Annotated in this window: 15 protein-coding genes; 7 read left to right on the forward strand and 8 right to left on the reverse strand. The window is 68.4% G+C overall.

Annotated elements, in window-relative coordinates:
- The first annotated feature begins 67 nt into the window (after positions 1-67).
- Positions 68-1,234, forward strand: a complete 1,167-nt coding sequence (locus QFZ53_RS05305; RefSeq protein WP_292907949.1) for a glycosyltransferase — start codon at positions 68-70, stop codon at positions 1,232-1,234.
- Between the two features lie 176 nt (positions 1,235-1,410).
- Positions 1,411-4,077, forward strand: a complete 2,667-nt coding sequence (locus tag QFZ53_RS05310; protein WP_307294326.1) for a right-handed parallel beta-helix repeat-containing protein — start codon at positions 1,411-1,413, stop codon at positions 4,075-4,077.
- Between the two features lie 48 nt (positions 4,078-4,125).
- On the opposite strand, the gene QFZ53_RS05315 is transcribed toward QFZ53_RS05310, so the two are convergent.
- Positions 4,126-5,802 carry a polysaccharide deacetylase family protein gene (locus QFZ53_RS05315; protein WP_307294329.1) on the reverse strand — a complete coding sequence of 559 codons (1,677 nt, stop codon included), beginning with the start codon at positions 5,800-5,802 and terminating at the stop codon, positions 4,126-4,128.
- On the reverse strand, positions 5,802-8,012 hold the full coding sequence (locus tag QFZ53_RS05320) for a glycosyltransferase family 4 protein (RefSeq protein WP_307294332.1): 2,211 nt from the start codon (positions 8,010-8,012) through the stop codon (positions 5,802-5,804). The genes QFZ53_RS05315 and QFZ53_RS05320 overlap by 1 nt, the downstream gene beginning before the upstream one ends.
- 122 nt (positions 8,013-8,134) lie before the next feature.
- Here QFZ53_RS05320 and QFZ53_RS05325 point away from each other — a divergent pair, with 122 nt between their 5' ends.
- The 4 genes from QFZ53_RS05325 (at position 8,135) to QFZ53_RS05340 (ending at position 16,374) form a co-directional block, all read left to right on the forward strand.
- The gene (locus QFZ53_RS05325) at positions 8,135-8,875 is read left to right on the forward strand and encodes a CDP-alcohol phosphatidyltransferase family protein (protein WP_292907941.1); all 741 of its coding nucleotides are present in this window, start codon (positions 8,135-8,137) and stop codon (positions 8,873-8,875) included.
- Positions 8,868-9,779 (forward strand): glycosyltransferase, encoded by a 912-nt coding sequence (locus QFZ53_RS05330; protein ID WP_307294335.1) that lies wholly within the window; start codon positions 8,868-8,870, stop codon positions 9,777-9,779. The genes QFZ53_RS05325 and QFZ53_RS05330 overlap by 8 nt, the downstream gene beginning before the upstream one ends.
- A gap of 78 nt (positions 9,780-9,857) precedes the next feature.
- Positions 9,858-10,508 carry a hypothetical protein gene (locus QFZ53_RS05335; RefSeq protein ID WP_307294337.1) on the forward strand — a complete coding sequence of 217 codons (651 nt, stop codon included), beginning with the start codon at positions 9,858-9,860 and terminating at the stop codon, positions 10,506-10,508.
- A 151-nt stretch (positions 10,509-10,659) separates the two neighbouring features.
- On the forward strand, positions 10,660-16,374 hold the full coding sequence (locus QFZ53_RS05340; protein ID WP_307294338.1) for a PKD domain-containing protein: 5,715 nt from the start codon (positions 10,660-10,662) through the stop codon (positions 16,372-16,374).
- A 107-nt stretch (positions 16,375-16,481) separates the two neighbouring features.
- On the opposite strand, the gene QFZ53_RS05345 is transcribed toward QFZ53_RS05340, so the two are convergent.
- From QFZ53_RS05345 to QFZ53_RS05360, 4 genes are all read right to left on the reverse strand, one after another.
- Positions 16,482-17,696 (reverse strand): hypothetical protein, encoded by a 1,215-nt coding sequence (locus QFZ53_RS05345; protein WP_307294340.1) that lies wholly within the window; start codon positions 17,694-17,696, stop codon positions 16,482-16,484.
- Entirely contained in the window at positions 17,693-19,018 is a 1,326-nt protein-coding gene (locus QFZ53_RS05350; protein WP_307294342.1) for a lipopolysaccharide biosynthesis protein, read from the reverse strand. The genes QFZ53_RS05345 and QFZ53_RS05350 overlap by 4 nt, the downstream gene beginning before the upstream one ends.
- Entirely contained in the window at positions 19,015-20,496 is a 1,482-nt protein-coding gene (locus tag QFZ53_RS05355; protein ID WP_292907929.1) for a polysaccharide biosynthesis tyrosine autokinase, read from the reverse strand. The genes QFZ53_RS05350 and QFZ53_RS05355 overlap by 4 nt, the downstream gene beginning before the upstream one ends.
- A 73-nt stretch (positions 20,497-20,569) precedes the next feature.
- A complete protein-coding gene (locus tag QFZ53_RS05360) occupies positions 20,570-21,745 on the reverse strand; it encodes a glycosyltransferase (protein ID WP_307294345.1) in 1,176 nt (391 codons plus the stop codon).
- Positions 21,746-21,886: 141 nt separating this feature from the next.
- Between QFZ53_RS05360 and QFZ53_RS05365 the strand changes: the two genes are divergently transcribed.
- Entirely contained in the window at positions 21,887-22,483 is a 597-nt protein-coding gene (locus QFZ53_RS05365) for an arsenate reductase/protein-tyrosine-phosphatase family protein (protein ID WP_307294347.1), read from the forward strand.
- A gap of 10 nt (positions 22,484-22,493) precedes the next feature.
- On the opposite strand, the gene QFZ53_RS05370 is transcribed toward QFZ53_RS05365, so the two are convergent.
- Together QFZ53_RS05370 and QFZ53_RS05375 are read right to left on the reverse strand one after the other, a co-directional pair.
- On the reverse strand, positions 22,494-23,660 hold the full coding sequence (locus QFZ53_RS05370) for a glycosyltransferase (protein WP_307294349.1): 1,167 nt from the start codon (positions 23,658-23,660) through the stop codon (positions 22,494-22,496).
- A gap of 5 nt (positions 23,661-23,665) precedes the next feature.
- Positions 23,666-25,198, reverse strand: coding sequence for a sugar transferase (locus tag QFZ53_RS05375; protein WP_307294351.1), 1,533 nt, complete (start codon positions 25,196-25,198; stop codon positions 23,666-23,668).
- Positions 25,199-25,209: the final 11 nt, after the last annotated feature.

Below are 25,209 nucleotides of genomic sequence, written 5' to 3' on the forward strand. Positions count from 1 at the left end.
GGACGGGTTCTCAACGCATAGCAAGGCATGAAACGATAGGTGCGAAGCCGAAGAGGGGGAGCAGGTGGTGGCACAGGTCACGGTCATCGTGCCGACGTACAACGAGCGCGACAACGTCGCCGAGCTCGTCGCGCGCGCCGCCGCCGCATTGGCCGGACGAGACGCCGAGATCCTCTTCGTCGACGACAGCACCGACGACACGGCACTCGAGGTCGGAAGGGTCGCCGCCGACGCTCCCCTCCCCGTCCGGGTGATCCACCGAGATGACAACACCGGCGGACTGGGCGGGGCCGTCGTGGCAGGGCTCAAGGCGGCCGCATCCGACATCTGCATCGTCATGGACGGCGACCTCCAGCATCCGCCCGAGCTGCTCCCCGCTCTTCTCGACCGACACGACGAAGGCGACGCGGACGTCGTCGCCGCCTCGCGCTACATCGGCGGCGGAGACACGAGCGGACTCGGAACCGCCGTGCGCTTCGGCGTCTCGCGAGCGGCCACCTGGCTCACCAAGGCGATGTTCCCGATTCGCCTGGCGCGCAGCACCGACCCGATGACCGGCTTCTTCCTCGTCGATCGCTCCCGGCTCGACCTCGCCACGCTCAAGCCGCAGGGGTTCAAGATCCTCCTCGAGATCCTCGCCCGCACCGATCTGCGCATCGCCGAGGTTCCGATGGAGTTCGCCGAGAGGCGCCACGGCACCTCCAAGGCGAGCATGCGTCAGGGCGCCACGTTCGTCGCGCATCTCGCCAGGTTGCGCTTCGGCAAGATGTCGCTGTTCGCACTGATCGGCGTGATCGGCGCGGTCGTCAACCTCGGCATCATGTGGCTGCTCGTCGAAGCGGGAATCCCCTATGTGTGGGCGGCGATCATCGGCGCCGAGGCCACGATCGTCGGGAACTTCCTGCTGCAGGAGCGCTTCGTCTTCGCCGACATGCGGACGGATGCTCGAGGAATCGGCATCCGCTTCCTCACCTCCTTCGCGTTCAACAACGCCGAAGCGGCGCTGCGCATCCCGGTGATGGCCCTCATGGTCGAGACCTGGCACATCTCCAGCGTGCTCGCGACCGGGCTGTCGCTCATCGTCGCGTTCTTCGCGCGGTTCCTGTTCCACTCGCTCGTGGTGTACGCGCCGAGCCGGAGGCGGGCGGATGGCGTCGAGCCGAAGCCGGACACCGCCGCGATCCGCGTCATCAAGGCCATCGACGCCGAGGCCGTTCGGCCGGGGGAGCTGTAGGGAACCGGTTCCCGAAACCAGTATGCAACCTGGCAACTTCCCGAAAGAAGTCCGCCAGAGGTTTGTGGATGCGCTGTGGGCTGTGTTGGATGAACTCGGTCGTTACCGAATCTATATATTTCGGATCCGGTTACCCCCCTCCCGAAACGGCCGCCCCCTCCCGAACAGGTACCCGTATGCGCAACCCCCGATATCGCCATGCCCTCCTACCCCTCTCAGCCCTAGCGATCGCCGCTCTCGTTCTGACGCCGCAGCTCGCCAGCGCCTCGTCGTCGTCGCCGACGGCATCAGCTGAGAGTCCGCAGACCAGCTGGGCCGACGCCTTCAATCGAACGACGGAGCGGGGGTGGGGCGATCAGTACGAGTCGTCACCCACCCGGGTCGCCTCTGTCGCCGATGATGCGGGGCGCATCCGGGTGAACGGCGGTGAGCGGACCATGCACGAGTCCACCGTCGCGGAATCCACGGACGGCGTGGTGGGCGCCACGCTCAGCTTCTCCGCTGTGCCGACCGACGGACACGGCGCGACCGCCATCGTGACGTCGCGCAACAACGGCACCGGGTCGTACGGCGTGCGCTTCCGCCTCGACACGCAGGCCCGCGGAGTGCTCTCGATCGCCCGCTACGACGAGGACGACGTGCAGACCGTGCTCCGACAGGACCGTCTGCTCATCGGAGAGGTACCTCAGAACGCGCCGGTCCGAGTGGAGATCGACACCGAAGGCGTCGACGACGTCGTGATCCGCGCCCGCGCGTGGGTCATCGGCACCCCTCAGCCCGACTGGCAGATCTCCGCGACCGACAGCTCTGATGAGGCCGTCAGCGCACCGGGCACCCCGGGGATTCAGACCTACATGTCCCGCGGCAACCGCTCGATCTACCTGCGGGTGGACGATCTCACGGTCGATTCCCCGGACCTGAAGCCGGTGCCGGAGCCCACGCCGACCGCGGAGCCGACCCCCGTGCCGGAGCCGATGATCACGCCGACTCCGACGGCGGAGCCGACTCCGACGGCAGAGCCGACTCCGACTGCCGAGCCGACGCCGACGGCGGAGCCGACTCCGACGGCAGAGCCGACCCCCGAGCCGACGCCGACCCCGACTGCCGAGCCGACACCGCAGCCCACCGCGGAGCCGACCCCCGAGCCGACGCCGACGACGAATCCTGAGCCGCCTGCGCCTCCCGTCACACCGCCCGCCGCCGACGGGAGCGCCGGTTCCCTCGCCGTCGGTCAGACGGCGTACGCGGCGCCGGCCGATGCGATCTACGTCGTTCCCGAGGGCTCGCGCAGCGGCGGGACCGGGACGAAGGCGAGCCCCGTCGCCGGCGTCCAGCACGCGATCGACGCCGCCCCCAGCGGTTCCACGCTGGTTCTGCGTGCGGGCACCTACCGGGAGAGCATCAGCGTCCCCTTCTTCAAGAAGCTGACGATCCAGTCGGCACCGGGCGAGGCCGTCTGGTTCGACGGCTCGAGGCCCGTCACCGGATGGACTCAGTCCGGAGCGACCTGGGTCGCGCCGTGGAGCACGTTCTTCGATCCGCGGGTGTCGTTCAGCGCGAACCAGGATGAGACGAGCTGGTGGGTCAACAAGGCGAACCCGATGGCCGGATATCCGGATCAGGTCTGGTTCGACGGCAGCCGCCTGACTCAGGTCGGCAGCCGTTCGGCCGTCACCGCCGGTACGTTCTTCGTCGATCAGGCCGCGCGTCAGCTGGTCATCGGATCGAACCCCGACGGGCACGGCGTCGAAGCGAGCGCGCTCGCGAAGGCGATCAAGATCCAGGGCGCGGGCACCACCGTCCGCGGGATCGGCGTTCAGCGCTACGCCACCACCACCGCGCTCCTGGGCACGGTCAGCGCCGAGGTCGACGGGATCACCCTGGAGAACATGGTGATCCGCGACAATGCGACGGTCGGACTGTTCGCCTGGAACGACGACAAGACGTTCCGCAATCTGACGGTCACCGGCAACGGGCTGCTGGGCATCGGAGTGAACGATGCCGAGAACCTGACGATCGAGAACTCCGTGGTCACCGGCAACAACGCCTCGAAGTTCAACTACACGCCCGTCGCCGGCGGAGTGAAGATCTCGCGAGGCACGGATGTGACTGTGCGTGACAGCATCATCTCCGACAACGTCGCCGCCACCGGGCTGTGGTTCGACGTGTCGAGCTCGAAACTGACGATCACCGGCAACGTCTTCGCGAGAAACGGTCGCGAGGGGCTGGAGATCGAGTTGAGCCAGACAGCCTTGGTCGCCGACAACTACATCGTCGACAACCTCAACAGCGGCGTGTTCGTCTTCGACTCCGGCGACGTCGACATCTGGAACAACACGATGGCGGGTAACGGCCGCACGATCACCTACATGCAGGACGAGCGTCGCCAGGAGGTGTCGGGGCTGAGGTCGCTGATCCCGTGGGTGACCAGCGATGTGGCGGTGCGCAACAACGTGCTGTCGTACGGCGGGCAGGCCTGCCCGATGCTCACGCAGGATCTGACGAACCAGTGGTTCGGCAACGATTTCGGGGTCTCGCAGGATGCGAACCTGTACCACCGGACCTCGGCATCGTCGCCCTCCAACTTCGCGTGCTGGGCGGCGGGTTCGAGCGGTACGCGCGGCTTCACCACGATCGAGGAGTTCCGCTCCTCCACCGGCGGCGACGCGAAGTCGGTGCTCGTGCAGGGAGCGCCCGTGATCGATCCCGGTACCTGGCAGCTGACGGCGGTCAGCCCCGTGACCGGTGCATATGCGCTGCCGTCGAACATCGCGGACACTCTCGGCGTTCCGGCTCAGACGCGCACCGTAGGCGCTCTGACGCCGCCGGTGACGGCTCGCTGAGCCGCTTCCGATCCGACCTCGTCGGCTGAGCCCGCTGTCGCAGGCGACTCAGCCGACGAGGACCATGCGGCGCCGGAGGCGCCCGGAACGCAGAGCCTGATCGAGCGAGACCGCTTTCAGTCCGCGGCGGTCGTACTCGTCGAGCACATCCGAGATCAGCTGCGCGCGGTCGATGGGAGCGATCGCGGGGTCGTCCGCGCCATCCTGCGCTGCAGCCCGTGAGTCGTGGGCGAGCAGGATCGCGCCCGAGGAGATGCCGGATGTCGCCCTCGCCAGCCGTTCCGCATGCGGTGCGTCACGACCGTCGAGCGCGCTCGTCGTCCACAGCACCGAAGTCATGCCCGCGCGTCGAACAGCCCACCAGGTCGAGACCGAGAGCGCGCCGTACGGCGGGCGGTACCAGCGGATCGAGCGGCCGGTCTGGTCCTCGAGCTCGGCCTTCGACTCCGTCAGCATCCGAAAGCCCTCGGCCCGGGGGAACGACGTCAGCCGGCGATGGTCGGCGCCGTGCAGGGCGATCTCGTGACCCTCCGACAGGATGCGCTCGACCAGCTCCGGGTGGGTGCGGGTGCGGGTGAGGAGCACGAAGAACGTCGCGGTGGCGCCTCGCTTCGCCAGCTCGTCGAGGATGCGAGGGGTCCACTCGGAGTCCGGTCCATCGTCGAGTGTGAGCACCACGACGGGCTGCGATGTGTGCACGCCCGTGACCGAGCGGAAGAAGGGCGAGATCGCGCGAGCGAGACGGGACAGCGCCGCTCGCACCGCACGGATGCCGCCGGTGCGAGGAGCGTTGTCGCGCGCGTACTCGGGTGCAGCGGCCCCCAGCGCGCCTTGCACGAGGCCGATGCCGCGCTGCACTTCCCGTGAACCGGCGGCGCGTCGGGACAGCGAGCGCGTGAGAGCACCGGAGGCCTGCCGCAGCGCGCCGCGGACGGCCCATCCGGCGCCCTTGATCAGATTGCGCACGCGCGAGACCGCCCTCGCAACGGCTCCGTCGGCGAGACGCAACTCGATCACGGACTGGGTCTGCCCGTGATGGCGTGCACGTGCGAGCGCGAATCGTCGAGTGGCCCTGCCCTCCTCCAAGAGGTCTTCGGCGACGGATGCCGGACATGCGACGACGCGGCCGCCGGCACGGACGATGGCGCGGGTGAACAGCGTGTCCTCTCCGCCGGAGAGGCCGAGCGACGCGTCGAAGGAGATCCCCGCGCGCCGGATCCAGGCGAGATCCAGCAAGAGGTTGCCGGCGCCGGCCGCGGGAAGGGACTCGCCGTCCTCGCGGAGCGGCCGCGCGAACAGACCGGAGGCCAGCACCCAGGGGTCGGTCCCGGACGGGAACACGGTGCGCACATGTCCGGCCACAGCCGCAGCGCCCGTGCGACGCCAGGTGTCGACGAGGGCGCGAAGCCAGTTCGGATGCGGCACCTCGTCGTCGTCGATGAATGCGAGAAGGTCGAACCCCGTCGTCACGTCGAGCGCGTGCTGGCGCGCCGCCGCGATCCCCGGAGTCGGTTCAGGCGCGTAGGTCGTCGCGACGGGGAGGTCGTCGGACGTCGCGAGCGCCTCTGCGCTGCGATCCGGATCGTTGTCGATCACGAAGACCTCGACGCTGACACCGTCCTCCAGCTCGGCGAAGCGGTCGGGCAGGGCGGCCAGCAGGCTCGCGAGTCGTTCAGGTCGACGGAAGGTCGGGATGGCGACCGCGATGCGAAGATCCTGCGCCATCAGCCGGCCCGTCGGAGCATGGATGCTGCGCGGAAGGCTTCGGCGTGCGCGGCGCCGACCGTGGTCCAGTCGCGCTGCGACAGGTCAGGCTCGCCCTTCACTCCCTCGCCGATGGCTGCTCTTACTCGGGCGAGGTCGGCATCCGCGAGCTCCCCGTCGAACAGGTGGACCCATCGTTCGCCGACCTCCTCTGCCAGAGCGCGGTTCACCGCGTTGTCAGGCACGAGGATCGGTCGAGTCACGGAGAGCGCGGCGAGAGCCGTCCCCGAGTTGTGCATGTGCCGATAGGGGAGAACGATGAACTCCGCGTCGGCGATCCGGCGCACCAGCTCCGCATCGTCGAGGAAGCGGAAATCGAACTCGACGCGTTCATCGCCGCCGGCGAGCGAGATCAGCTCGGACTTCAGGTCGTCGGTCGACGGGCGCCCTGCGATCGACAGCGACGTGCCCTCGGCATCCAACGAGCGGAAGGCCCCGATGAGCTGCTCGACGCCTTTGTAGCGGCGGATCAATCCGACGTAGCCGATGCGGCCCTTCGTCGGGGCGGGAGCGGGATGAGGGGCGAACCAGTCGCGGTAGTGCCCGTGCAGGATGGTCCTGCGTGCGTGCCCGTCGGGGAGCGGTGTGTCGTCGTTGAGGGTGATGGTCAGCGTCGTCAGACGATCGAGCCGGTCGAGCAGCGCGAGATCGAGTCGCGACATGTCGGATGGCCGGTCGAGATTGTGGAGCGTCCGCACTACGGCCACACGAGTCAGCCGCACGCGGATCAGGAAGGCGATCGTCAGCACTCTTCGGGCCATCCGCCCGGCGAGCTTGTGGCCGCCGACCAGCAGCTCCGGCCAGTGCACGTGGAACACGTCGAGTCGCCCGATCAGCGCTCGACGCCAGGAGAAGAACGACAGCTCGATGCCCGGGGTATCGTCCAGCGCGGTACACAACTGCACCAGGTACGGATTCGTCGTGGGGCGGAGGCGGGTGAGCGACTCCATCACGACGAGCGGACGCCGCCGCGCGTGCAGAGCCGTGGAATACCACTGACCGACGACCGACGGCAGCCGGGCCTCGGACCACCGCGAGTGCGGGCGACCGGGATTCGTCTGCGCATCGCGCAGCGCCTCGGCGAGACGATCGGGCAACCCGGGGGCGTCGGCGCTGACGACGCGCGCATTGATGTGGGCGAGCGTCGGAGGCCCGCCGAGGTCGAGGCACACCACAGGCATGCCCATTGCGCTCGCTTCGCCGACGATCCATCCGGCCTGGTCGTGCATGGACGGGAACAGGAGCGCGTCCGACGATGCCAGGCTCTCCAGCGTCTCCTCGCGTGTGAGATGCCCGCGGAAGTCGACGCGGTCTTCGATACGGAGCTTTCGTGCGAGCCGGCGCAGGCGACCGAGTTCGTACCCCTCGCCCAGTATCTGGAGGCGCCATCCTTCCGCCGCCGGGCGGGAGATGGCCTCGAGGGCGAGAGCCGCGCCCTTCCACGCGAGCAGGCGGCCAGCGAACACGGCCGTCCGGCCGGAGTCGCTTCCCCGGTGGGCGGGGATCTCTTCGGCGAAGGCCGCGTTCGGCTCGACCACGACGTTTCGCGCATGACGGAATCGTCGAGCGACGTCGGGGTTCTGCGCCACGACCAGGGCAGCGCGCCGGGCCGTCGAGTCACCCCAGACGGCTCGAGGGAGAGCGGTGAGGGCGATGCGCGCGAGTTCGGTCACGGTGCCGCGTGCTCCGAGCCATCGTCGCAGTTTCGAGACGGGCACACGGCTGGCACCGCCGACGGGTCCCCACACCACAGGGGTGTCGAGCCCTGCTACGCCGCACGGCATCCAATCGTTCGCGAAGGTGACATGGTGGGCGAGGTCGAATCCGACTTCCGCATGCAGGCGCCGGGCGGTCCGTCCGGCGAGCCGCTGCCACAGCGCGTAGTACCAGTACAGATCCCAGCCGCGCCGCTTCCAGCGCATGATCCGCTGCGGAAGGTCGATGTGCACCACGTTCACGCGGGCCGCGAGGTCGGGCGATGCGGCCAGCGCTTCCTCGAGCGAAGCGCGGAAGCGTTCGCGGGTGAGGATCCAGACGTCCCCGGTCTCGGCGGCCGCACGTGCGATGGCCCACCCGGCTGACGCCTCGGGGCCCTGCCCAGGGCCGCACGCGTAGGCGCTGATCAGGATCCGAGGCCTGTGCGCTCTGCTCAGAGGGTCGACGACGGTCATGACAAGTCCTCCCCTTCGCCGAGGCGTCGGCGTCGCTCCCCAGATGCGGGCCCCCTCGGCAAGGCATACTCTATCTGGTGGATGAGGGCCCTCACGGGGGTTCGACTGAGGGGACGGGCCGAATGACCACCGAGAGCTTCGCGGATTCTCTGAGGCGTCTGTCGTCCGCGCAGAAGGGCAGAGCGAAGGGCGCGCCCGCATACAGCGTCTACGTGAATCGGCCGGTCGGACGCGTGTTCGCCGCCGTCGCGTACCGCATCGGGCTCTCGCCCAACGGCGTCACCGCCGTCAGCGCGGTGTTCACCTTCTCCGGCATCCTCGTGCTCGCCCTCGTCGACCCGTCGTGGTGGACCGGCCTCGTCGTCTGGCTGCTCCTGGCGATCGGCTACGCCCTCGATTCTGCAGACGGACAGGTCGCGCGGCTGCGCGGCGGCGGCTCGCTCGCGGGGGAGTGGCTCGATCACTTCATCGACGCGATCAAGATCGTCTCCCTCCCCATCGCGACCGCGATCGGCCTCTACCGTTTCAGCGGCCTGCCCACGCTCTACGTCCTGGTGCCCCTGGCTTTCGCCGTGTGCGCGACAGCGACGTTCTTCGGGATGATCCTGAACGACCTCCTGAAGGCGTCGAAGGGGATCGCGTCCTCGGCGCAACAGGGCGGTGGCGGCGCACTGCGCTCTATCGTCCTGCTTCCGGTCGATTACGGCATCGTGTGCCTCGTCTACGTGCTGTGGGGGTGGCCGAGCATCTTCGCATTCGCGTACGCCTTCTTCTTCGCGGCCGCCGCCGCCTTCTGTCTGCTGGCCGCAGTGCGCTGGTTCCGGAACATGCGCAGCCTCGGCAACGGCGGCGGGAATGACTGACGACACGACGCTCGCCGTCATCGTCGTGAACTACGGCTCGTCGGATCTGCTCGAGCGCAACCTCGTTCCGACCAGCCGCGCGCTCGACGACGTCGCCGTGTACGTCGTCGACAACCGCTCCACGAGCGACGAGGCGAGCGTCATCCGCGCGCTCGCGGAGCGAGAGGGATGGGTCGCTCTCCTGCAGGACGAGAACGTCGGTTTCGGAGTCGGCGTGAACAGAGGAGTGGATGCTGCGCGGGCAGACGGGCGGACCCGCTTCCTGCTCATCAATCCGGATGCGTCGATCGGCGCGCCTGACGTGCGCCTGCTTCTCGACGCGGTCGATTCGAGCGAGAAGATCGTCGCGGCGCCGGTCATCACAGACGGCGCGGGGCGGGTCTGGTCGGCCGGGCACGTGCTCGATCTCCGCGACGGCGCCACGCACGGGCGGGCCTGGTCCGAGCGGAATCCGCACGCGGAGGTGCGGCGCTGGCTCACCGGCGCTGCACTCATGATCAACTCCGCCGCATGGGACGCCGTGGGCGGGTTCGATGAGGACTACTTCCTCTATTGGGAAGACGTGGACTTCTCCCTGCGGGTCGAGGACGCCGGCGGTCGGCTGCTCCTCGTCGAGGAGGCGAAGGCCGTGCACGACGAGGGCGGGACGCAGGGCATCGGCGACCCCGACGTCCATGCCAAGTCGCCGCTGTACTACTACTACAACGTCCGGAACCGGATGCTGCTCGCACAGAAGCTCTTCGAATCCGAGACCGTGCGGCGTTGGGATGCCGTATCGACCGCGGCCGCGCGGGAGATACTCCTCCGCGGCGGCAAGCGTCAGCTGCTGCGGCCGTGGCGTCCCGTGGGCGCCGTGTGGCGCGGCTGGCGCGATGCGCGGCGCATCGCCAGGCGGGCGAACTGATCCCTCGGTCGGCGTGCGCGGGGTTCGGATAGAATCGCCCCGTCCGTCGAGAGCGCGACGGCCGGGTCAGGGGAGTGCGTGAGCATGGTCGAAGCATCGAACGGATCGGGTCGGAGCCCACGGCGCAGGATCTGGTTGTGGGCCGGCATCGCGCTCGCGCTCGCGGTCGTCGTCGCGATCATCGTGTACGTCGCCCTCACCTCCGGAAACGGAGACGAGACGGATCCGGGCGCGGGCCCGTCGTCGTCGGCCACGCCGACCGCGCCGTCCGGTGACGCGGATCCCAGCGCGCCGCCCACTCCGGACCCCGCCGCGACTCCGGGAACCATGCCCGAACTCGCCCCCGTCTCCCCGGACGCGCCAGCCGACAACGGCGAAGGGCTCGTCGCCCGGATCTCCGCGATGAAGGCCGTCGACGGAGAGGCCGTGCAGGCCGGTGAGATCGGTGGACCGGCCGTGCAGTTCACGCTCTCGATCACCAACGACACCGACGAGGCGATCGATCTGGGCCTCATCGCCGTGAACGCCTACATCGGGGAAGCGCGCACCCCCGCCGGCGGGCTCGTGCGACCAGGCGGAGCGCCTTTCGAGGGAACGCTGAAAGCCGGAGACTCCGCGGAGGGCGTCTACGTCTACACGATTCCCGAGGATGAGCGCGGTGACGTGACGCTCACGATCGACTACCGGGCCGGTCAGCCCGCCTTCGTGTTCCGCGGACCCGTCGGCTGACCCGCGTCCCGTCCGGCTCCCCGTCCCGCGTCCCGCCGGACGCCGATGAGGACGAAGGTCCACATATCGGATCGACCTGAGTCTTGCCGATATGCAGGCTTTGCTCTATGCTCAGCCCAGGGGAAAAGGTCGTCTGTGGGAGACGGTCTTCATGAAGCGCCGCTCAGGTGTGCGCTGTGCAGAACTCTGGGGAGAAAAAGTGCACATCAATTGGGGTGGCCGTTTCGTTGCGGCCGAGAAGCGCGTCATCCGTTCGCGCGGCGCATCGCTGTTGGGGGCGATCGCCACGGCGCTGGCTCTGACCATCGGCGCTCTCGTCGTACCGGCAGCCGCCGTCGCCGACACGGTTCCTGCGGCGGGGACGCCCGAGACATTCGCCGGCGACGCCCTTCCCACCGTGCAGATCGACGGCGTGGTCTACGCGCAAGAGGTCGTCGGCAACACCGTGTACGTGGGCGGCAGCTTCGCCAAGGCGCGACCGGCCGGCTCTCCGGCGGGAACGAACGAGACCCCGCGCGCGAACCTGCTCGCGTACGACCTCACCACCGGGGCGCTGATCTCGTCGTGGAACCCGGGCACCAACGGCACGGTCCTCGACATCAAGAAGTCGGCCGACGGTAGCCGCATCTACGTCGCGGGCATGTTCTCGCAGGCTGCGGGCGCCTGGCGCTACCGAGTCGCCGCCTTCGACACGGCGACGGGCGCCTTGATCACGAACTGGGCGCCTGAGGCGAACGGACGCATCGACTCGATCGCCGTCGCCGACTCGACCATCTACCTCGCCGGAGAGTTCACGACGCTCAACGGGACCCAGCGGACGAAGGTCGGCGCGGTATCCGCGTCGACCGGCGCAGTCACCGGGTTCACGGCTGACGTGCAGGGCGGATACGGCGCGAAGGGCGTCGTCGTCTCGCCCGACCGCAGCAAGGTCGTGGTCGCCGGATCGTTCACCTCGGTCAACGGCTCGACCAACCCGGGCCGCGGCATCACCGCGCTCGACGCGAGCACCGGCGCCCTGATGCCGTGGGCGATGAACAGCGTCTTGCGCGATGCGGGCACGGTGGCAGCGATGTACTCGCTCTCATCCGACGGAGACAGCGTCTACGGGACGGGCTTCGACTACGGCGGAACCTCGCAGGACGGCTTCGAAGGCTCGTTCCGCGCCAGCTGGGTCGACGGCAGCCTCACGTGGATGGAGGACTGCCACGGCGACAGCTATGACGTCGCACCCACGGCGGACGCGATCTACGTCGTCGGGCATCCGCACTACTGCGGCAACATCGGCGCGTTCCCCGAGACGAATCCGCGTTCCTACCACCACTCCCTGGCGTTCTCGAAGACGCCCACCGGACCTGTCATCACCCCTGACACGCAGGGCTATCGGAGCTTCACCGGCCAGCAGGCGCCTTCCCTGCTCCAGTGGTACCCGGAGTACGTTCCTGGCAGCTACACCGGACAGTCCCAGGGGCCGTGGCAGGTCTCGGCATCCGGTGACTATCTGCTCATCGGCGGCGAGTTCCTGAAAGTCAACGGAACGGCCCAGCAGGGCATCGTCCGATTCGCGAAGAAGAACGTCGCCCCGAACACCCAGGGCCCTCAGGTGCAGGGCGGCGCCTGGACTCTCAGCGCGACGTCCAACCAGACCGGCGTGAACCGGGTCTCCTGGAACGCCAACTACGACCGCGACAACCAGAGCCTGCACTACCAGGTGTTCCGCCAGGACAAGGGCATGACGACACCGCTCTACGAGGTCGACCAGCTCTCGAATTTCTGGACCCGCCCGGCGATGTCGTATCGTGACACCTCCGCCGTGCCCGGCAGCACGTACAACTACCGCGTGCGTGCGATCGATGCGTTCGGCAACAGCACGCAGACCGATTGGGTGCCCGTGACGACAGCGGCGGCAGGTGTGTCGACCGCTTACGACGACGCGGTGCTGGCAAGCGGCGCGGTGGACTACTGGCCCATGAACGAGGCCAGCGGAGCCTCGGCCTTCGACTGGGCCGGCAGCAACGACCTCGTGGTCGCGAGCGCCACTCGCGGAGCCACGGGTCCGAACCTCGTGACCGCGACGACCGCGACCACGTTCAGTGGCAGCAGCGGCTCGGGGGCGCGCACGTCCACGTCGATCCCCGGACCGCAGACGTTCACTGTGGAGGCATGGTTCAAGACCAGTTCCCTGCGCGGTGGGAAGATCGTCGGATTCGGGTCCTCGGCGACCGGCAACTCGTCGAGCTACGACCGGCAGGTGTACCTGGACAATTCCGGTCGGGTGACCTTCGGGGTGTACTCCGGAGCGGCCAGGACGATCTCCAGCGGCACCGGCTTCAACGACAACAAGTGGCACCAGGTCGTGGCCTCGCTGAGCCCCGCGGGACAGGTGCTGTACGTCGACGGAGTCAAGATCGGCGAGCGTACCGACACCACCTCTGCTCAGGCCTACACCGGTTACTGGCGGATCGGCGGCGATTCGGTCAGCTCCTGGCCCAACGCCGGCACCAGCGGCTACCTGAGCGGCGCGATCTCGAACGTGGCGGTCTACGACAAGGCGCTCACGCGCGGCGAGATCGATGCGCACTGGGTCGCCAGCGGACGCTCGACCACGATGACGCAGGCGCCCGCGGACAGCTACGGCAAGGCGGTGTTCGGTCTCGATCCGACTCTCTACTGGCGTCTGGGTGAGACAGGCACCGCGACGACGGCCGTCGATGCGGGCATGAACAAGTCGACGGGTACGTACACGGGAAGCACGAGCATCCTCGTCAAGGGGCAGGCCGGTGCGCTCTCGGGCGTCTCCAGCACGGCGGTGCGCTGGGCGCCGACGACAGGGACGACCACGGCGCGCCTCGCAGGCACGAAGCAGTACGTGAACCCGCAGATCTTCTCGGTGGAGGCGTGGTTCAAGACCACGACCGCGGCCGGAGGCAAGATCGTCGGATTCGGTGACAGCAACAGCGGGCTCAGCAGCAGCAACGACCGTCACGTCTACATGTCTCCGAACGGGACGCTCAACTTCGGCGTCTACAACAACGGGCAGACGCTGATCAGCACGTCGTCCGCCTACAACGACGGCCAGTGGCACCACGTTGTCGGGGAGCTCTCCGGCAACGGGATGGCGTTCTACGTGGACGGCGCGGTCGTCGGGACGAACCCGAACACCGCCGCACAGAACTACAACGGATACTGGCGTGTGGGCAACGACAGCGGTTGGGGCGGAGCCACGACCTTCACCGGGACTATCGACGAGGTCGCGGTCTACGGCACCGCGCTGACGCAGTCCCAGGTGAACGAGCACTACCAGCTGGGTGCGTTCGGTTCTGTGAACCAGGCCCCGACCGCGGCGTTCAGCGCGATCCCCACGAACCTCGACGTGGCATTCGACGCGTCGACCTCGACGGACCTCGACGGCACGATCGCCTCGTACAAGTGGACCTTCGGCGACGGCGGGACCTCGACGGCCGGTCCGACGGCAGCGCACACCTACGCCGCCGGTGGAACCTACCAGGTGAAGCTCACGGTGACCGACGACCGCGGCACGACCGATTCGATCACGCAGTCGGTCACGGTGCAGGCGGCCAATGTGCTCCCGACTGCGGCTTTCGACGCGACGATGACGCACATGAGCGTTTCGGCTGACGCCACGGCATCCACCGACTCCGACGGCACGATCGCGACCTACTCCTGGTCGTTCGGTGACGGCGCCGTGGGCAGCGGCGTCACGGCGACCCACGTCTATTCGACGCCGGGAGACTACACCGTGACGTTGACGGTGACGGACGACCGCGGGGGCAGCACGATCGCGACGAAGCAGGTGACCGCGGCTCTCGCACCCAATGTGCTGCCGAGCGCTGCGCTCTCGGCCACGATCGAGAACCTGACGGCGTCTCTGGACGCGTCCGCGTCCACGGATTCCGATGGCCAGATCGTCTCCTACGCCTGGAACTTCGGCGACGCGGCGACGAAGACGACGACCACTCCGACCACGACCCATGACTACGCGACAGCCGGGGCGTTCACGGTGACCGTGACGGTGACCGACAACCGCGGCGGGACGGCGACGGCGACGAAGCAGGTCACGGCCGTGGAGCCGCCGAAGTTCGCCGTGGTCGCCGAGGACCAGTTCCAGCGCACCGCAGCCACCGGCTGGGGCACGGCCGACAAGGGCGGAGCCTGGACCACATCGGGTGGGAACGCGAGCTTCTCGGTCGATGGTTCGGCCGGTCGCATCGTCTCCAACATCTACGACACCCGTGGCGCGATGCTCAACTCCGTGTCGTCGAAGAACGCCGACCTCACCGCGAAGTTCGCGGTAGATCGAACCGGCGCGGGGTACTCCTGGACCCTCATCGGCCGTCAGATCGGTTCGGACAACTACTCGGCACGAGTGCGGTTCGAAGCGGGCAACACGATGCGGCTCTACATCCTTCACGGTGAAGCTGCGATCGGCGCCTCCTACGTGCTGCCCGGGACCTACGTGCCCGGCGACGAGCTCTCGGTCAGGCTGCAGGTCACCGGCACCTCGCCGACGACCGTCCGGGCGAAGGTCTGGCGTTCGGCCGATGCCGAACCGGCATCGTGGCAGCTGTCGGGCACCGATACCACGAGCGCCCTGCAGGCGCCCGGATCGGTGGGCGTGCTGACCTACCTCGGCGGCTCCTCCACGACGCCGACGGCCACCATGAGCCTGAACTCGCTGTCCGTCGTCGATCCGTCGTCGCCGACCGCGCCGAACCAGCTGCCGACGGCCGCGTTCACTCCGACGCCCGCAGGGCTCGTGGTCAACGTGGACGCGTCAGCATCCACCGATGCCGACGGCACCATCCAGTCGTACGCCTGGACCTTCGGTGACGGGGGGACGGCCACGGGGCCGACCGCATCGCACGCCTACGCGGCAGCCGGCACCTATCCTGTCAAGCTGACCGTGACCGACGACCGCGGCGGAGTGTCGACGAAGACCATCGACGTGACGGTGGCGCCCGCGCCGAACCAGGCGCCGGTCGCCGCGTTCACAGCGAACGCGACAGGGTTGTCCGTCGCGACGGACAGCACCGGATCGACCGATGCCGACGGCACCATCCAGTCCTACGCTTGGGCGTTCGGCGACGGCACGACCGGCACAGGGGCAACGGCGACGCACGTCTACACGGCCGCCGGGACCTACTCCGTGACCCTGACCGTGACCGACAACGCCGGCGCGACCGGTTCCGTCGTGAAGCAGGTGACTGTCACAGCGCCGCCGGCGGCGAACCTCCTCGCATCCGACGCGTTCGCGAGGACGGTCGCCGCCGGAGGCTGGGGCTCGGCCGATCTCGGTGGGGCCTGGGCGCTCTCCGGGGGCTCGGCATCCTTCGCGGTCGCTGACGGCGTTGGGACGGTCTCACTCACGCCCTCGAACACGAGGATCGCGCGACTCGGCGTCTCGGCTACTGACACGGTGATCCGGGTCTCGATCTCCGCGGACGCGGTCGCGACCGGCGGCGCCGCGACGGCGACGGTCATCGGACGTCAGGTGGGAGCCTCGAACTACTCCGCCCGCGTGCGGTTCGAGGTGGGCGGAGGCGTGCGGCTGTACCTGCTGCGCGACGAGGTCGCACTCGGTTCCTACCTGATGCCCGGATTCACCTACACGCCGGGGACCGTGCTGAACGTGGCGTACTCGACGACGGGCGCCAGCCCGACGACCCTGGCTGCCAAGGTGTGGAAGTCCACCGATCCGGAACCGGCGGCCTGGCAGGTCACGGCGACCGACACGACCGCTGGCATGCAGGCCGCGGGCACTGTCGGCCTCATGAACACCCTGTCCTCGGCCTCCACGCTGAGCTCGATGGTCTTCAAGTGGGACGACCTGAGCGTCACCAAGCCGTAAGACACAGCAATGCAGAAGAGGGGCGCCGGCTGCCGGCGCCCCTCTTCTGCATTGTGAGACTACGGATTTCCGCGATGCCTTCCGGCACGGCGGGTCCGGGCGGATTCTCAGCGTTCGAAGCTCACGAAGTCGGGGCTCGCAGACCGGGTCACGGCATCCCGCGCGCGCGGGGCCAGCATGAGAGCGACGCCCAGGATGAGGGTCGAGATCGAGGTCGAGAAGAAGGGGGCGAACATCGAATCCCAGAACACCTGGATGGTGAGGAAGATCGTGAGGCCGCTCGCCTGCCGCTGAGCGACCTGCCCTGCCGTTCCGACTGCGACGACCACCAGCATCGCGATCAGCATCGCGGCGCCGAAGAGACCGAAGCGTATCCAGAGGTCTCCGAGCATCGAATGGACCTCGTAGCCGTCGCCGAACATGTACTTCTCGACGTAGCCGTTGTTCGGGTCGTAGTTGAGCCGCGCCATTCCCGACTTGGCGATGAACAGGTCGACTCCGTTCGCGACGGTTCCCGACCCGAGCCCGAAGGGATTCGCGGCGAGCAGTTCGGTGGACGCCCCGATCTCCGGACGCCCGCCGAGCAGGAGCGAGCCGGACTGGGCGATCTGCGCCTCCGAACGGACCGCGGCAGCCTTGCCGAACCAGCCTTCGAGGATGAAGGCCTGCAGTGCGGCATACCCGATCACGGCGACGAATCCGAAGACGGCGAGCGTGCGCACGGTGGTGGAGCTCTTGGCGAGTCTCGAGCCGAGTGCCTGCCACATCACGAGTGCGGCCGCCACGAGCAGCATCGACCCTGCGGAGCGCGAGTCGTTCAACGCGGAGACGACTGCGAGCAGGAGGAGGGCGGCGACCTCGAGCCACAGGCGACGGCTGAGCATGCAGAGCGCGAGCACGATCACCGTGGCCGGAACCGACAGATCGAACTTCCACAGATTGTCCGTGTTGACGCCGTGCGTGACGACGCTGACCAGCAGGCCGCAGCCGTAACAGAGCGCGGTGGCCGCGGGTCCGAGGATGCTGCGGGCCCACACCACGACTCCGATGCCGCCGAGCAGCCCCACGAGCGAGAACGTGTTCAGCTGCATCATCGAGTCGCTGGTCGGGTGGTCGGCGGCGAAGAAGTCTGTCAGCACGAATCCGCTGAAGACCGCGAGGACCCCCAGAGACAGGATGGTGGAACCGCCGCGGAGTCGCCAGAGCGCGACCACCCAGACCGGCAGCAGCAGGACGCTCAGGACGATTCCCGCGGTGACACCCTGCTGGATCGTGATGCGTGCCGCGATGATGACGCAGGCCAGGGCGGCGAGCGCTTTCATGTGGCGACTTCTTCTTCCGGGCGAGGAGTCGTGCCCATCAGCCGTTCACGGTGGCGTGCCGTGTACACCGCGAACGGGACGATCTGGAACACCAGCACGGATGCCGCGTTCGCGAGCACCGGTCCGGCTGTGCCGAGAACGGGCGTGACCAGGAGGGCGAGGACGATGGTCGACACCGTCATCAGAGCGACCGGGATCATCTGGAAGCGGATGCCGGCCTCGTCCATCAGGAACATCCCGAGCGGGTAGAGCGCCGCCTGGCACACCACCATGAGGCCGAACGCCAGGACTGTCGTGCCGGACACCTCCAGCGAGCCGTCGGTGATGAAGTCGAACAGCCAGGGGGATACCGCCCACACGAGCGCGCAGATCACCGCGGCTCCGACGGCGAAGAGCGCCGCGATCGCGTAGGGCCCCCGATTCAGAGTGCCGCGGGCTCGCGCGCGGGTGAACAGCGGCCACAGCGCGAGCCCACCCGCCGCGACCACGCCGTTGATGGCGAAGAACACCTGGCCGACGGCGCCGTACTCGGCCACGTCATGAGTCGTGCCGGACTGGGCGAGGATGTAGCGCAGAAGCGCGACGGAGAGCGGCGCGGAGACGAGCTGCACCAGCATGGGCCAGCCGACATGCATGACCTGCACTCCGGGTGCCCGGCGGAAACTCGGAATATCGCGCATCGCCCGACCCAGCAGCGGAGCGAGTGCGGTGAGTGCGAAGCCGAAGCCGACCATCGCGATCATGATGCCGGACACCATCGACGACAGCGCGAGAAACGTGCCGGCCGACGGGGGAGCGAAGGAGACCAGCAACCAGACCAGCAGCAGGTTGAGAGGGCCCTGCGCGGCTTGGATGAGGATGATCCAATGGTTCTTGTGCAGGCCGAGCAGCACTCGCTGCCAGATGCCGAACGGGATGCCGAGGCAGAAGATCATCAGGGAGACGAACGCTGCGAGGTCCGCTCCCGGTATCCGGCCGGCATCGCCGAGGATGAGACTCCACGCACCGGTGAGGTAGAGGACGGCGTTGATGACCATGCCAGCGCCGGAGAACCCGACCATGATGCGTCCCACAGTGGTGAGCTGCGCCTTGATCACCGGGTCTTTGCGGGGTGTGTCGCTGACGGCGATGCTGTTCACGAGCACAGCGCCCGAACCCAGATCGGAGAACGAGATCAGCCCGGGGAGGGAAGCCACCAGGGTGTAGAGGGCGTAGTACTCGACGCCGGGTCCCCCTAGGATCAAGCGCACCGTGAGCACGCCGCAGACGAGGGAGATGGCCATGGAGACGGCCCTCGCAGCGAGTGCGAGCAGGACGCTCATGACTTCGACGTGGGGGCGTCGTCGAGCTTCTCCGACACCGGGGCGTCGTCGAGTGTCTCCGACACCGGGGCGTCGCGGGACGGCTTCTTCGCGGCATCGGCCGCGGAGCGCAGCGGCAGAGACCAGCGGCGACCGGGAGTGTCGTCGGGCACGTAGTAGGGCCCGCGCTCCTTGCGCTTGACGGCGTTCAGGACGATGCCGACGACGTCCTTGTGCGTGGACTTCAGCGTGGCGAGGACGTTGATGACCTGCTTGCGGCGTGTGCGACCGGATCGCGCGACGACGAGCACGCCGTCGGCAAGATCGGCGAGCAGCAGCGCATCCGACACGACGAGGGCGGGGGCGCTGTCGATGATGACGTACTCGTACTTCTCCCGCGCCTCTTCGACCAGCTCGCGAAGGCGGTGCGAAGTGATCAGCTGCCCGGGGTTGGGCGCCGGCGCGCCACCGGCGATGATGTCGATGTTCATCGATTCGGAGTGCTGCACGGCTTCTTCGAACGTGGCCTCGCCGACGAGCACGGAGGTCACGCCGACGGATCCTTCGAGTTGCAGCTGAGTCGCGATCGACGAACGGCGCAGATCGGCATCGATCAGGAGAACACTGTGTCCGGGTTCTGCGAGTGCGGTGGCCAGACCGATGCTCACCGACGACTTCCCCTCGTGAGGGGCTGAAGAGGTCATCATCACGACCCGCAGGTCGCGATCGACGGCGACGTACTTGAGGTTGGCCGCGAGTCCACGGAAGGACTCTGCGGAGCGGCTGTCGCGGCTGCGGAGCATCGTCGACAAGATCGAGTAGTTCCGCCGCCATGCCACGATCTCGCCGATCACGGGAGCGTCTGTCACCGCGGAGATGTCGGCCCGCTCGGTGACGCGCGTGCCCAGGACGCGACGGAAGAGCGCATAGGCCACTCCGAGGGCGAGCCCGATCGCGGCTCCGATGAGGGTGAGTAGACGGGTGTTGGGGCCGATGGGCGCCTGTGGCATCCGTGCTGGAGCGATCGTCTCGAGGCGCACGGCCGGCTGGTTGTCGGCGTCGCTGGGGGACACGGCAGGAACGGCCGCGATGAGCGAGTCCGTGATCGCTTCTGCGATGCGCTGCGCCTGCTCCGCGCTGCTGTCCGTCACGGAGATCTCGATGACGACCGTGTTGAGGGTGTTGACGACAGACACGCGTTTGGCGAGTTGAGTGGGTGTGCCTTCGAGGCCGAGTTCGTCGATCACCGGGCTGAGAACGAGCGGCGACGACGCGAGCACGGCATAGGTCTGCACCAGGCTCTGCACGTAACTCGTGCCCTGGACGAGTTCGTTGGTGCTGTCACCGCGCTGGGGCACCACCATGACGGCCGCGGTCGAGCTGTACTCGGGCGGGAGGGTGCGGGCGTACCCGAACGCGGCTCCGGCCCCGAGGATCGTCAGTGCGATGATCACGAGCCAGTGCTTGCGCAACGAGTCGACGTAGTCCTGCAGTGTCATGTTTCCCTCCCCGATGGGCCGCGAGTGCGCGTCTCCCCGAACGATGCGACTCGCTCCGGTGCCATTCTCCCCCTCAGACGGGCCCGATATCTGCGTGCGTTCCAGGTTTCCTACGCGCGGCCGCGATCTCCATCAGCTCGACGAGTGCGTCGCGATACCTCTGGACGGAGTGATGCGTCCTGGCGTCCGCTGCTGCGGCGGGTACGGCGCCGACGATCTCCGGCCACGCATCGGCGACGGCTTCGATCGTATCGGCGAGCTTCACAGCATCACCGCCGGGCGTGATCCGGGTCGTCGGATACAGCTCCACGGCCTCTCGGAGACCTTGCAGGTCGCTCACGATGACCGGACGCTCCGCGAGCACCGCCTCCACGGCGGTGTTGCCGAACGACTCGTCGGTCAACGACGGAACCACCATCACGTCGGACGCGGCGATGTGCGGCCAGACGTCGGGCTCGTACCCGTACCGGGTGACGGCGTCCGCCAGACCGAGCTCATCGATCTGCTGCGCCAGCTCGTCGGCGAACCACTCGTACCCGCGGAACACGTCGCCCACGATCGACAGCCGCGCGTCAAGCCCGCGCGCGCGCAGTATCGCAAGCGCCTGCACGACGACGGCCGGCCCCTTGCGTGGCGACAGGCGTCCGACATAGCCGATGCGGATGCCGTCGAGGCTCGGACGGGGAGCGGTGGGGTGCGGGGGGCCGGGGACCGGGTTGTGGATCACGCGGATCCGGCGCTGCAGCGAGCGGATCGTGCGAGTCATGAGATCGCCGGTGAAGCGGCTGTTCGCGATGATGGCGTGCGACCACAGCTGAGGGGCGTACAGCGTCGCCCGCACGATCCACGCCGATGCGGACTCCGCCTCGTGGACATGCGTCACGACCGTGATGCGCCGCAGGCGCAGCAGCAGCGGCCACTGCGGCAGGACGATGGTGCTGACATAGGCCACCTGCGGGCGGTGGCGGGAGATGAGCTGCCAGCCGGCCCGGAATCCGGTGACCGCGGACGTGAGCAGACGCACCCAGTTGCGTGGCCGCAGCAGCTCCTTGCGGAGCACGAACATCGGACCGACCGCGATCTTCGCTCCCAGGGCCTTGAGCTCGGCGGCCAGCGGGCCGTGCTCGGGCAGCGCCACGAGCACGTCGTGACCGGCGGCGCACAGGCCTGCGGCCGTTTCGAGCATCACCCGATCGGCGCCGTAGAGCTCAGCCCCGGGATGGATGACGAGGATGCGCACGGCTGTCACCGTTCCCTTCGTCGCGGCGGTGTCCGCAGCAGCGTCGCTGCACCGGCGTGTGAGATCATTCTCGCAGGGTCGGCGCCAGGGAGCCGAGGGCATTTCCACAACCGGATCGTCCCGAACGGAGCACGGGGAAGGGGAACCCGAATGGTCGCGAGAGTCCTGTTCGTGTGTGCGCAGAACATCTGCCGCTCCCCGCTGATGGCAGCCGCCTTCTCACAGGCGATCGCGGCATCGCCCGTTGAGGGACGGATCGACTGGTCCGTCGACAGCGCAGGCGTCGACGCGGATCCCGGGCGGCGTGCGTGCAGGGTCGCCGCCGAGGTCGTGACGGGTGTCGCGGGGCATCGCTCGAGCCTGTTGACCCCGACCATGCTCGATGACGCCGACCTGGTGATCGCCGCTTCGCTGGCCGAACGCGCGGCGATCGCTCGATTGCGACCCGCCGCGCGGACACGGGCCTTCACGTTGCGTGAGGCGCTCCTGCTGGACAGTGGAGGACCCATCGTCGCTGAGGGCCTGCCGCAGTATGCGGCGGCGCTGGACGCTCGCCGGGGCACCGTCGAGCCGCCGCGCGCCCCTGCGTTCCGGTGGCGTCGTGACAGGGGCAACCCGCTGGACGTCGTCGACGTCCACACATTCGGTTCGCGCCCCCACCACCGGGGTCTCACCTCGGCGGCCGAGGATGCCGCGCTCCTCGCGCGCCGTGTGCTGCGGGCGCTCGATCCGGCCTCTGCGCTCTGAGCAGGCCCGATCACCATTCGTGGCGGCTCCGCCGTGCCTTCCGCGCGACGCGATGCACGCTTTCGCCCGCGGCCAGGCGTCTGGCCAGATTCTCATACGCGTCGGTGACGTCGTTCCAGCGGAACGCCGCCCGAGCGCGATCCTTCGCGCGTTCGCCCCTCGCCCGCGTGACCGCGGCATCCGCCTCGGCCGCTTCGAAGGCGCTCGCGACGTCGTCGGGACCCGTGAAGAACCACCCGTCGCCGTCGAGCACCTCCCGGTTGAACGGCACGTCGAAGGCGATCACGGCGGCGCCGGCGCCCATCGCCCGCAGCAGGGACGGGTTCGTGCCTCCGACGGAGTGGCCGTGATCGTACGTGAGGGCGTGGAAGTAGAGGGCGTCGAGCAGCGCCTGATCGTAGACGCCGCCGACCAGGCGGATGCGCTCGTCTCCGGCTGCGGCCTGCTGGATCCGCTGGGTGTACTCGCTGCTGTAGGGAGCGGAGCCCACGACCACGAGCGGAAGAGCGGCGGTGCTGCGTCTGTAGCCGTCGACGATCTCGAGCACGTGGTTCTCGGGTTCGAAACGGGCGACGACGAGGTGATACCCCTTGGCGGTGAGACCGAGCTCGTCGATGCGTCCCTCGTCGACCTCGTCGAGGATCGGGGCCCCGTAGCGGATCATCTCGGTGGGAACCTGGAATTGATGCGCGTAGTAGTCGGCGATGCCGGGTGCGTCGGCGATCAGCGCGTCGCCGGTGCGGACGCCGAACTGCTCCGCCCAGCGGTAGTACGCCTTTCCCCGCGGCCCCCACTTGGAGCGCCTCCACTCGAGGCCGTCCATGTGCAGTGCCGTCGGAATGCCGCGGGCGCGCAGCAATGGCAGGAACGGCGAGTTCGCCGCGTTGAAGACGAACGCGGCATCCGGGCGACGTCGGGCCATCAGATGCAGCGCCGAGAGGCCGGTGTGGCTGAGGGTCTCGATCTGCTTCACGGGCATGGCGGGCAGATGCACCACCCGCATCCCGAGATACTCCGTGTCACGGCTCTCGGAACCGCGTGTGTACACGACGACGTCATGGCCGCGCTCGGCCAAGCGCTTGCCCACCTCTTCGACTGCCGTCTCGAATCCGCCGTATGCCGCAGGCACCCCTCGGGTCCCCACCATCGCGATGGTGAGGACGTTCCCCTTGCTCATGCGTCTCAGTATGCCCCGCTCGGCTGCACCATGACCTTGGCGGTGCGCCACATGATCTGCAGATCGTTCATGACAGACCAGTTCTCGACGTAGCGCAGGTCGAGGCGGACGCTCTCGTCCCATGACAGGTCGCTGCGTCCGGAGACCTGCCAGAGGCCGGTGATGCCGGGTTTGATGTACAGGCGGCGGAACACGGTTCCGTCGTAGGCCGTGACCTCGCTGGGCAGGGGCGGACGGGGACCGACCACGCTCATGTCGCCCGTCAGCACGTTCCAGAACTGCGGCAGCTCGTCGAGCGAGAGCTTGCGCAGGATCCTTCCGACACGCGTGACCCGGGGGTCGTCCTTCATCTTGAACAGGAGTCCGGCGCCCTCGTTCTGCGCCTTGAGTGCAGACAGCTGCTGCTCGGCATCCGTCTTCATGGAGCGGAACTTCACCATCTTGAACGTGCGACCGTCGCGGCCGACCCGCTCCTGGAAGAAGAACAGCGGGCCCGGCGAGTCGAGCTTCACGAACAGAGCGATGAACGGCGTCGCCAGGGCGATCGGGATCAGCGCGATCGTCGCCACGACGACGTCGAGAGCCCGCTTGAGCACGTGACGACCGCCTTCGTAAGTCGGAATCTGCACCTGGATCAGGGGCAGGCCCTCGACCGGGGCGAAGGAGATCCGGGGACCCGCGACGTCGGTCAGGCGGCTGGAGAGCACGAGCTCGGATGCCGTGCCCTCCAGCTGCCAGCTCAGCTTCTTGATGAACTCCGGATCGCCGTCGGGCCGGCTCGCCACGATGATCGTGTCGGCCCCCCGCTCGGCGGCGATCGCGGCGACCGTGTTGACGTTGCCCAGCACGGGGAAGTGCGTGCCGTCGATCTCGACGTCACGGGCGTTCCCGTCGAGGAGCGTGGCGCCGACGACCTGGTAGCCCGAGGCGCCGATCGGGTGCAGCGTGCGGACCACGTACTCGACGTCATCGCGGTTGCCGACGACGAGCGTGCGCGACGTGAATCGACCGTGCACGCGCTGCGCACCCAGCCAGTTGCGCCACGCCCACCGCGTGATCAGCAGCGCGAGCAGGCCGACGGGCATGCCGACGAGCAGCACGAGCTGCAGATGCTGCCAGTCGAGCAGCACCCCGATCATCGCGGTCGCCCCGAATGCGAGACCGCTGGCGTGCGCGACGCTGCGGTACTCGGCGGCACTGGCGCGGAACAGCGCTGCATCCCGGGTGTGCAGCGCACTGAGCGTCAGATACCAGAGCGCACCCAGCAGGATGCCGTCGCGCAGGGCCTCTTCCCCTGCCGCGCCGACGACCATCTGGATCGCTGCGGTGACACCGACCGCGAACAGGATGACGACAGCATCCGTGACCCGCAGTCGCATCCGGTAGCGGCGCTCCCACTGGCGGCGCCGCTCGAGAGTGGCGGACACGCGCGGCGCGATGGCCGGGCGAGGTGCCACCCTGGTGACCCGTGGTGCAGAGACCGGCAGGAAGACCGAGCCCGTGCGTGCGATGCTGACAGCATCTTCGACGGAGGTCATGCCGACGCCTC

The organism is Microbacterium natoriense (assembly GCF_030816295.1).
Classification (GTDB): Bacteria; Actinomycetota; Actinomycetes; order Actinomycetales; family Microbacteriaceae; genus Microbacterium; species Microbacterium natoriense_A.

Excerpts from the sequence above, each read along its gene's own strand:
- QFZ53_RS05310 (WP_307294326.1), top strand. The coding sequence starts at position 1,411 with ATGCGCAACCCCCGATATCGCCATGCCCTCCTACCCCTCTCAGCCCTA.
- QFZ53_RS05315 (WP_307294329.1), bottom strand. The coding sequence starts at position 5,802 with ATGGCGCAGGATCTTCGCATCGCGGTCGCCATCCCGACCTTCCGTCGA.
- QFZ53_RS05320 (WP_307294332.1), bottom strand. The coding sequence starts at position 8,012 with ATGACCGTCGTCGACCCTCTGAGCAGAGCGCACAGGCCTCGGATCCTG.
- QFZ53_RS05325 (WP_292907941.1), top strand. The coding sequence starts at position 8,135 with ATGACCACCGAGAGCTTCGCGGATTCTCTGAGGCGTCTGTCGTCCGCG.
- QFZ53_RS05330 (WP_307294335.1), top strand. The coding sequence starts at position 8,868 with ATGACTGACGACACGACGCTCGCCGTCATCGTCGTGAACTACGGCTCG.
- QFZ53_RS05340 (WP_307294338.1), top strand. The coding sequence starts at position 10,660 with ATGAAGCGCCGCTCAGGTGTGCGCTGTGCAGAACTCTGGGGAGAAAAA.
- QFZ53_RS05345 (WP_307294340.1), bottom strand. The coding sequence starts at position 17,696 with ATGAAAGCGCTCGCCGCCCTGGCCTGCGTCATCATCGCGGCACGCATC.
- QFZ53_RS05350 (WP_307294342.1), bottom strand. The coding sequence starts at position 19,018 with ATGAGCGTCCTGCTCGCACTCGCTGCGAGGGCCGTCTCCATGGCCATC.
- QFZ53_RS05355 (WP_292907929.1), bottom strand. The coding sequence starts at position 20,496 with ATGACACTGCAGGACTACGTCGACTCGTTGCGCAAGCACTGGCTCGTG.
- QFZ53_RS05365 (WP_307294347.1), top strand. The coding sequence starts at position 21,887 with ATGGTCGCGAGAGTCCTGTTCGTGTGTGCGCAGAACATCTGCCGCTCC.
- QFZ53_RS05370 (WP_307294349.1), bottom strand. The coding sequence starts at position 23,660 with ATGAGCAAGGGGAACGTCCTCACCATCGCGATGGTGGGGACCCGAGGG.
- QFZ53_RS05375 (WP_307294351.1), bottom strand. The coding sequence starts at position 25,198 with ATGACCTCCGTCGAAGATGCTGTCAGCATCGCACGCACGGGCTCGGTC.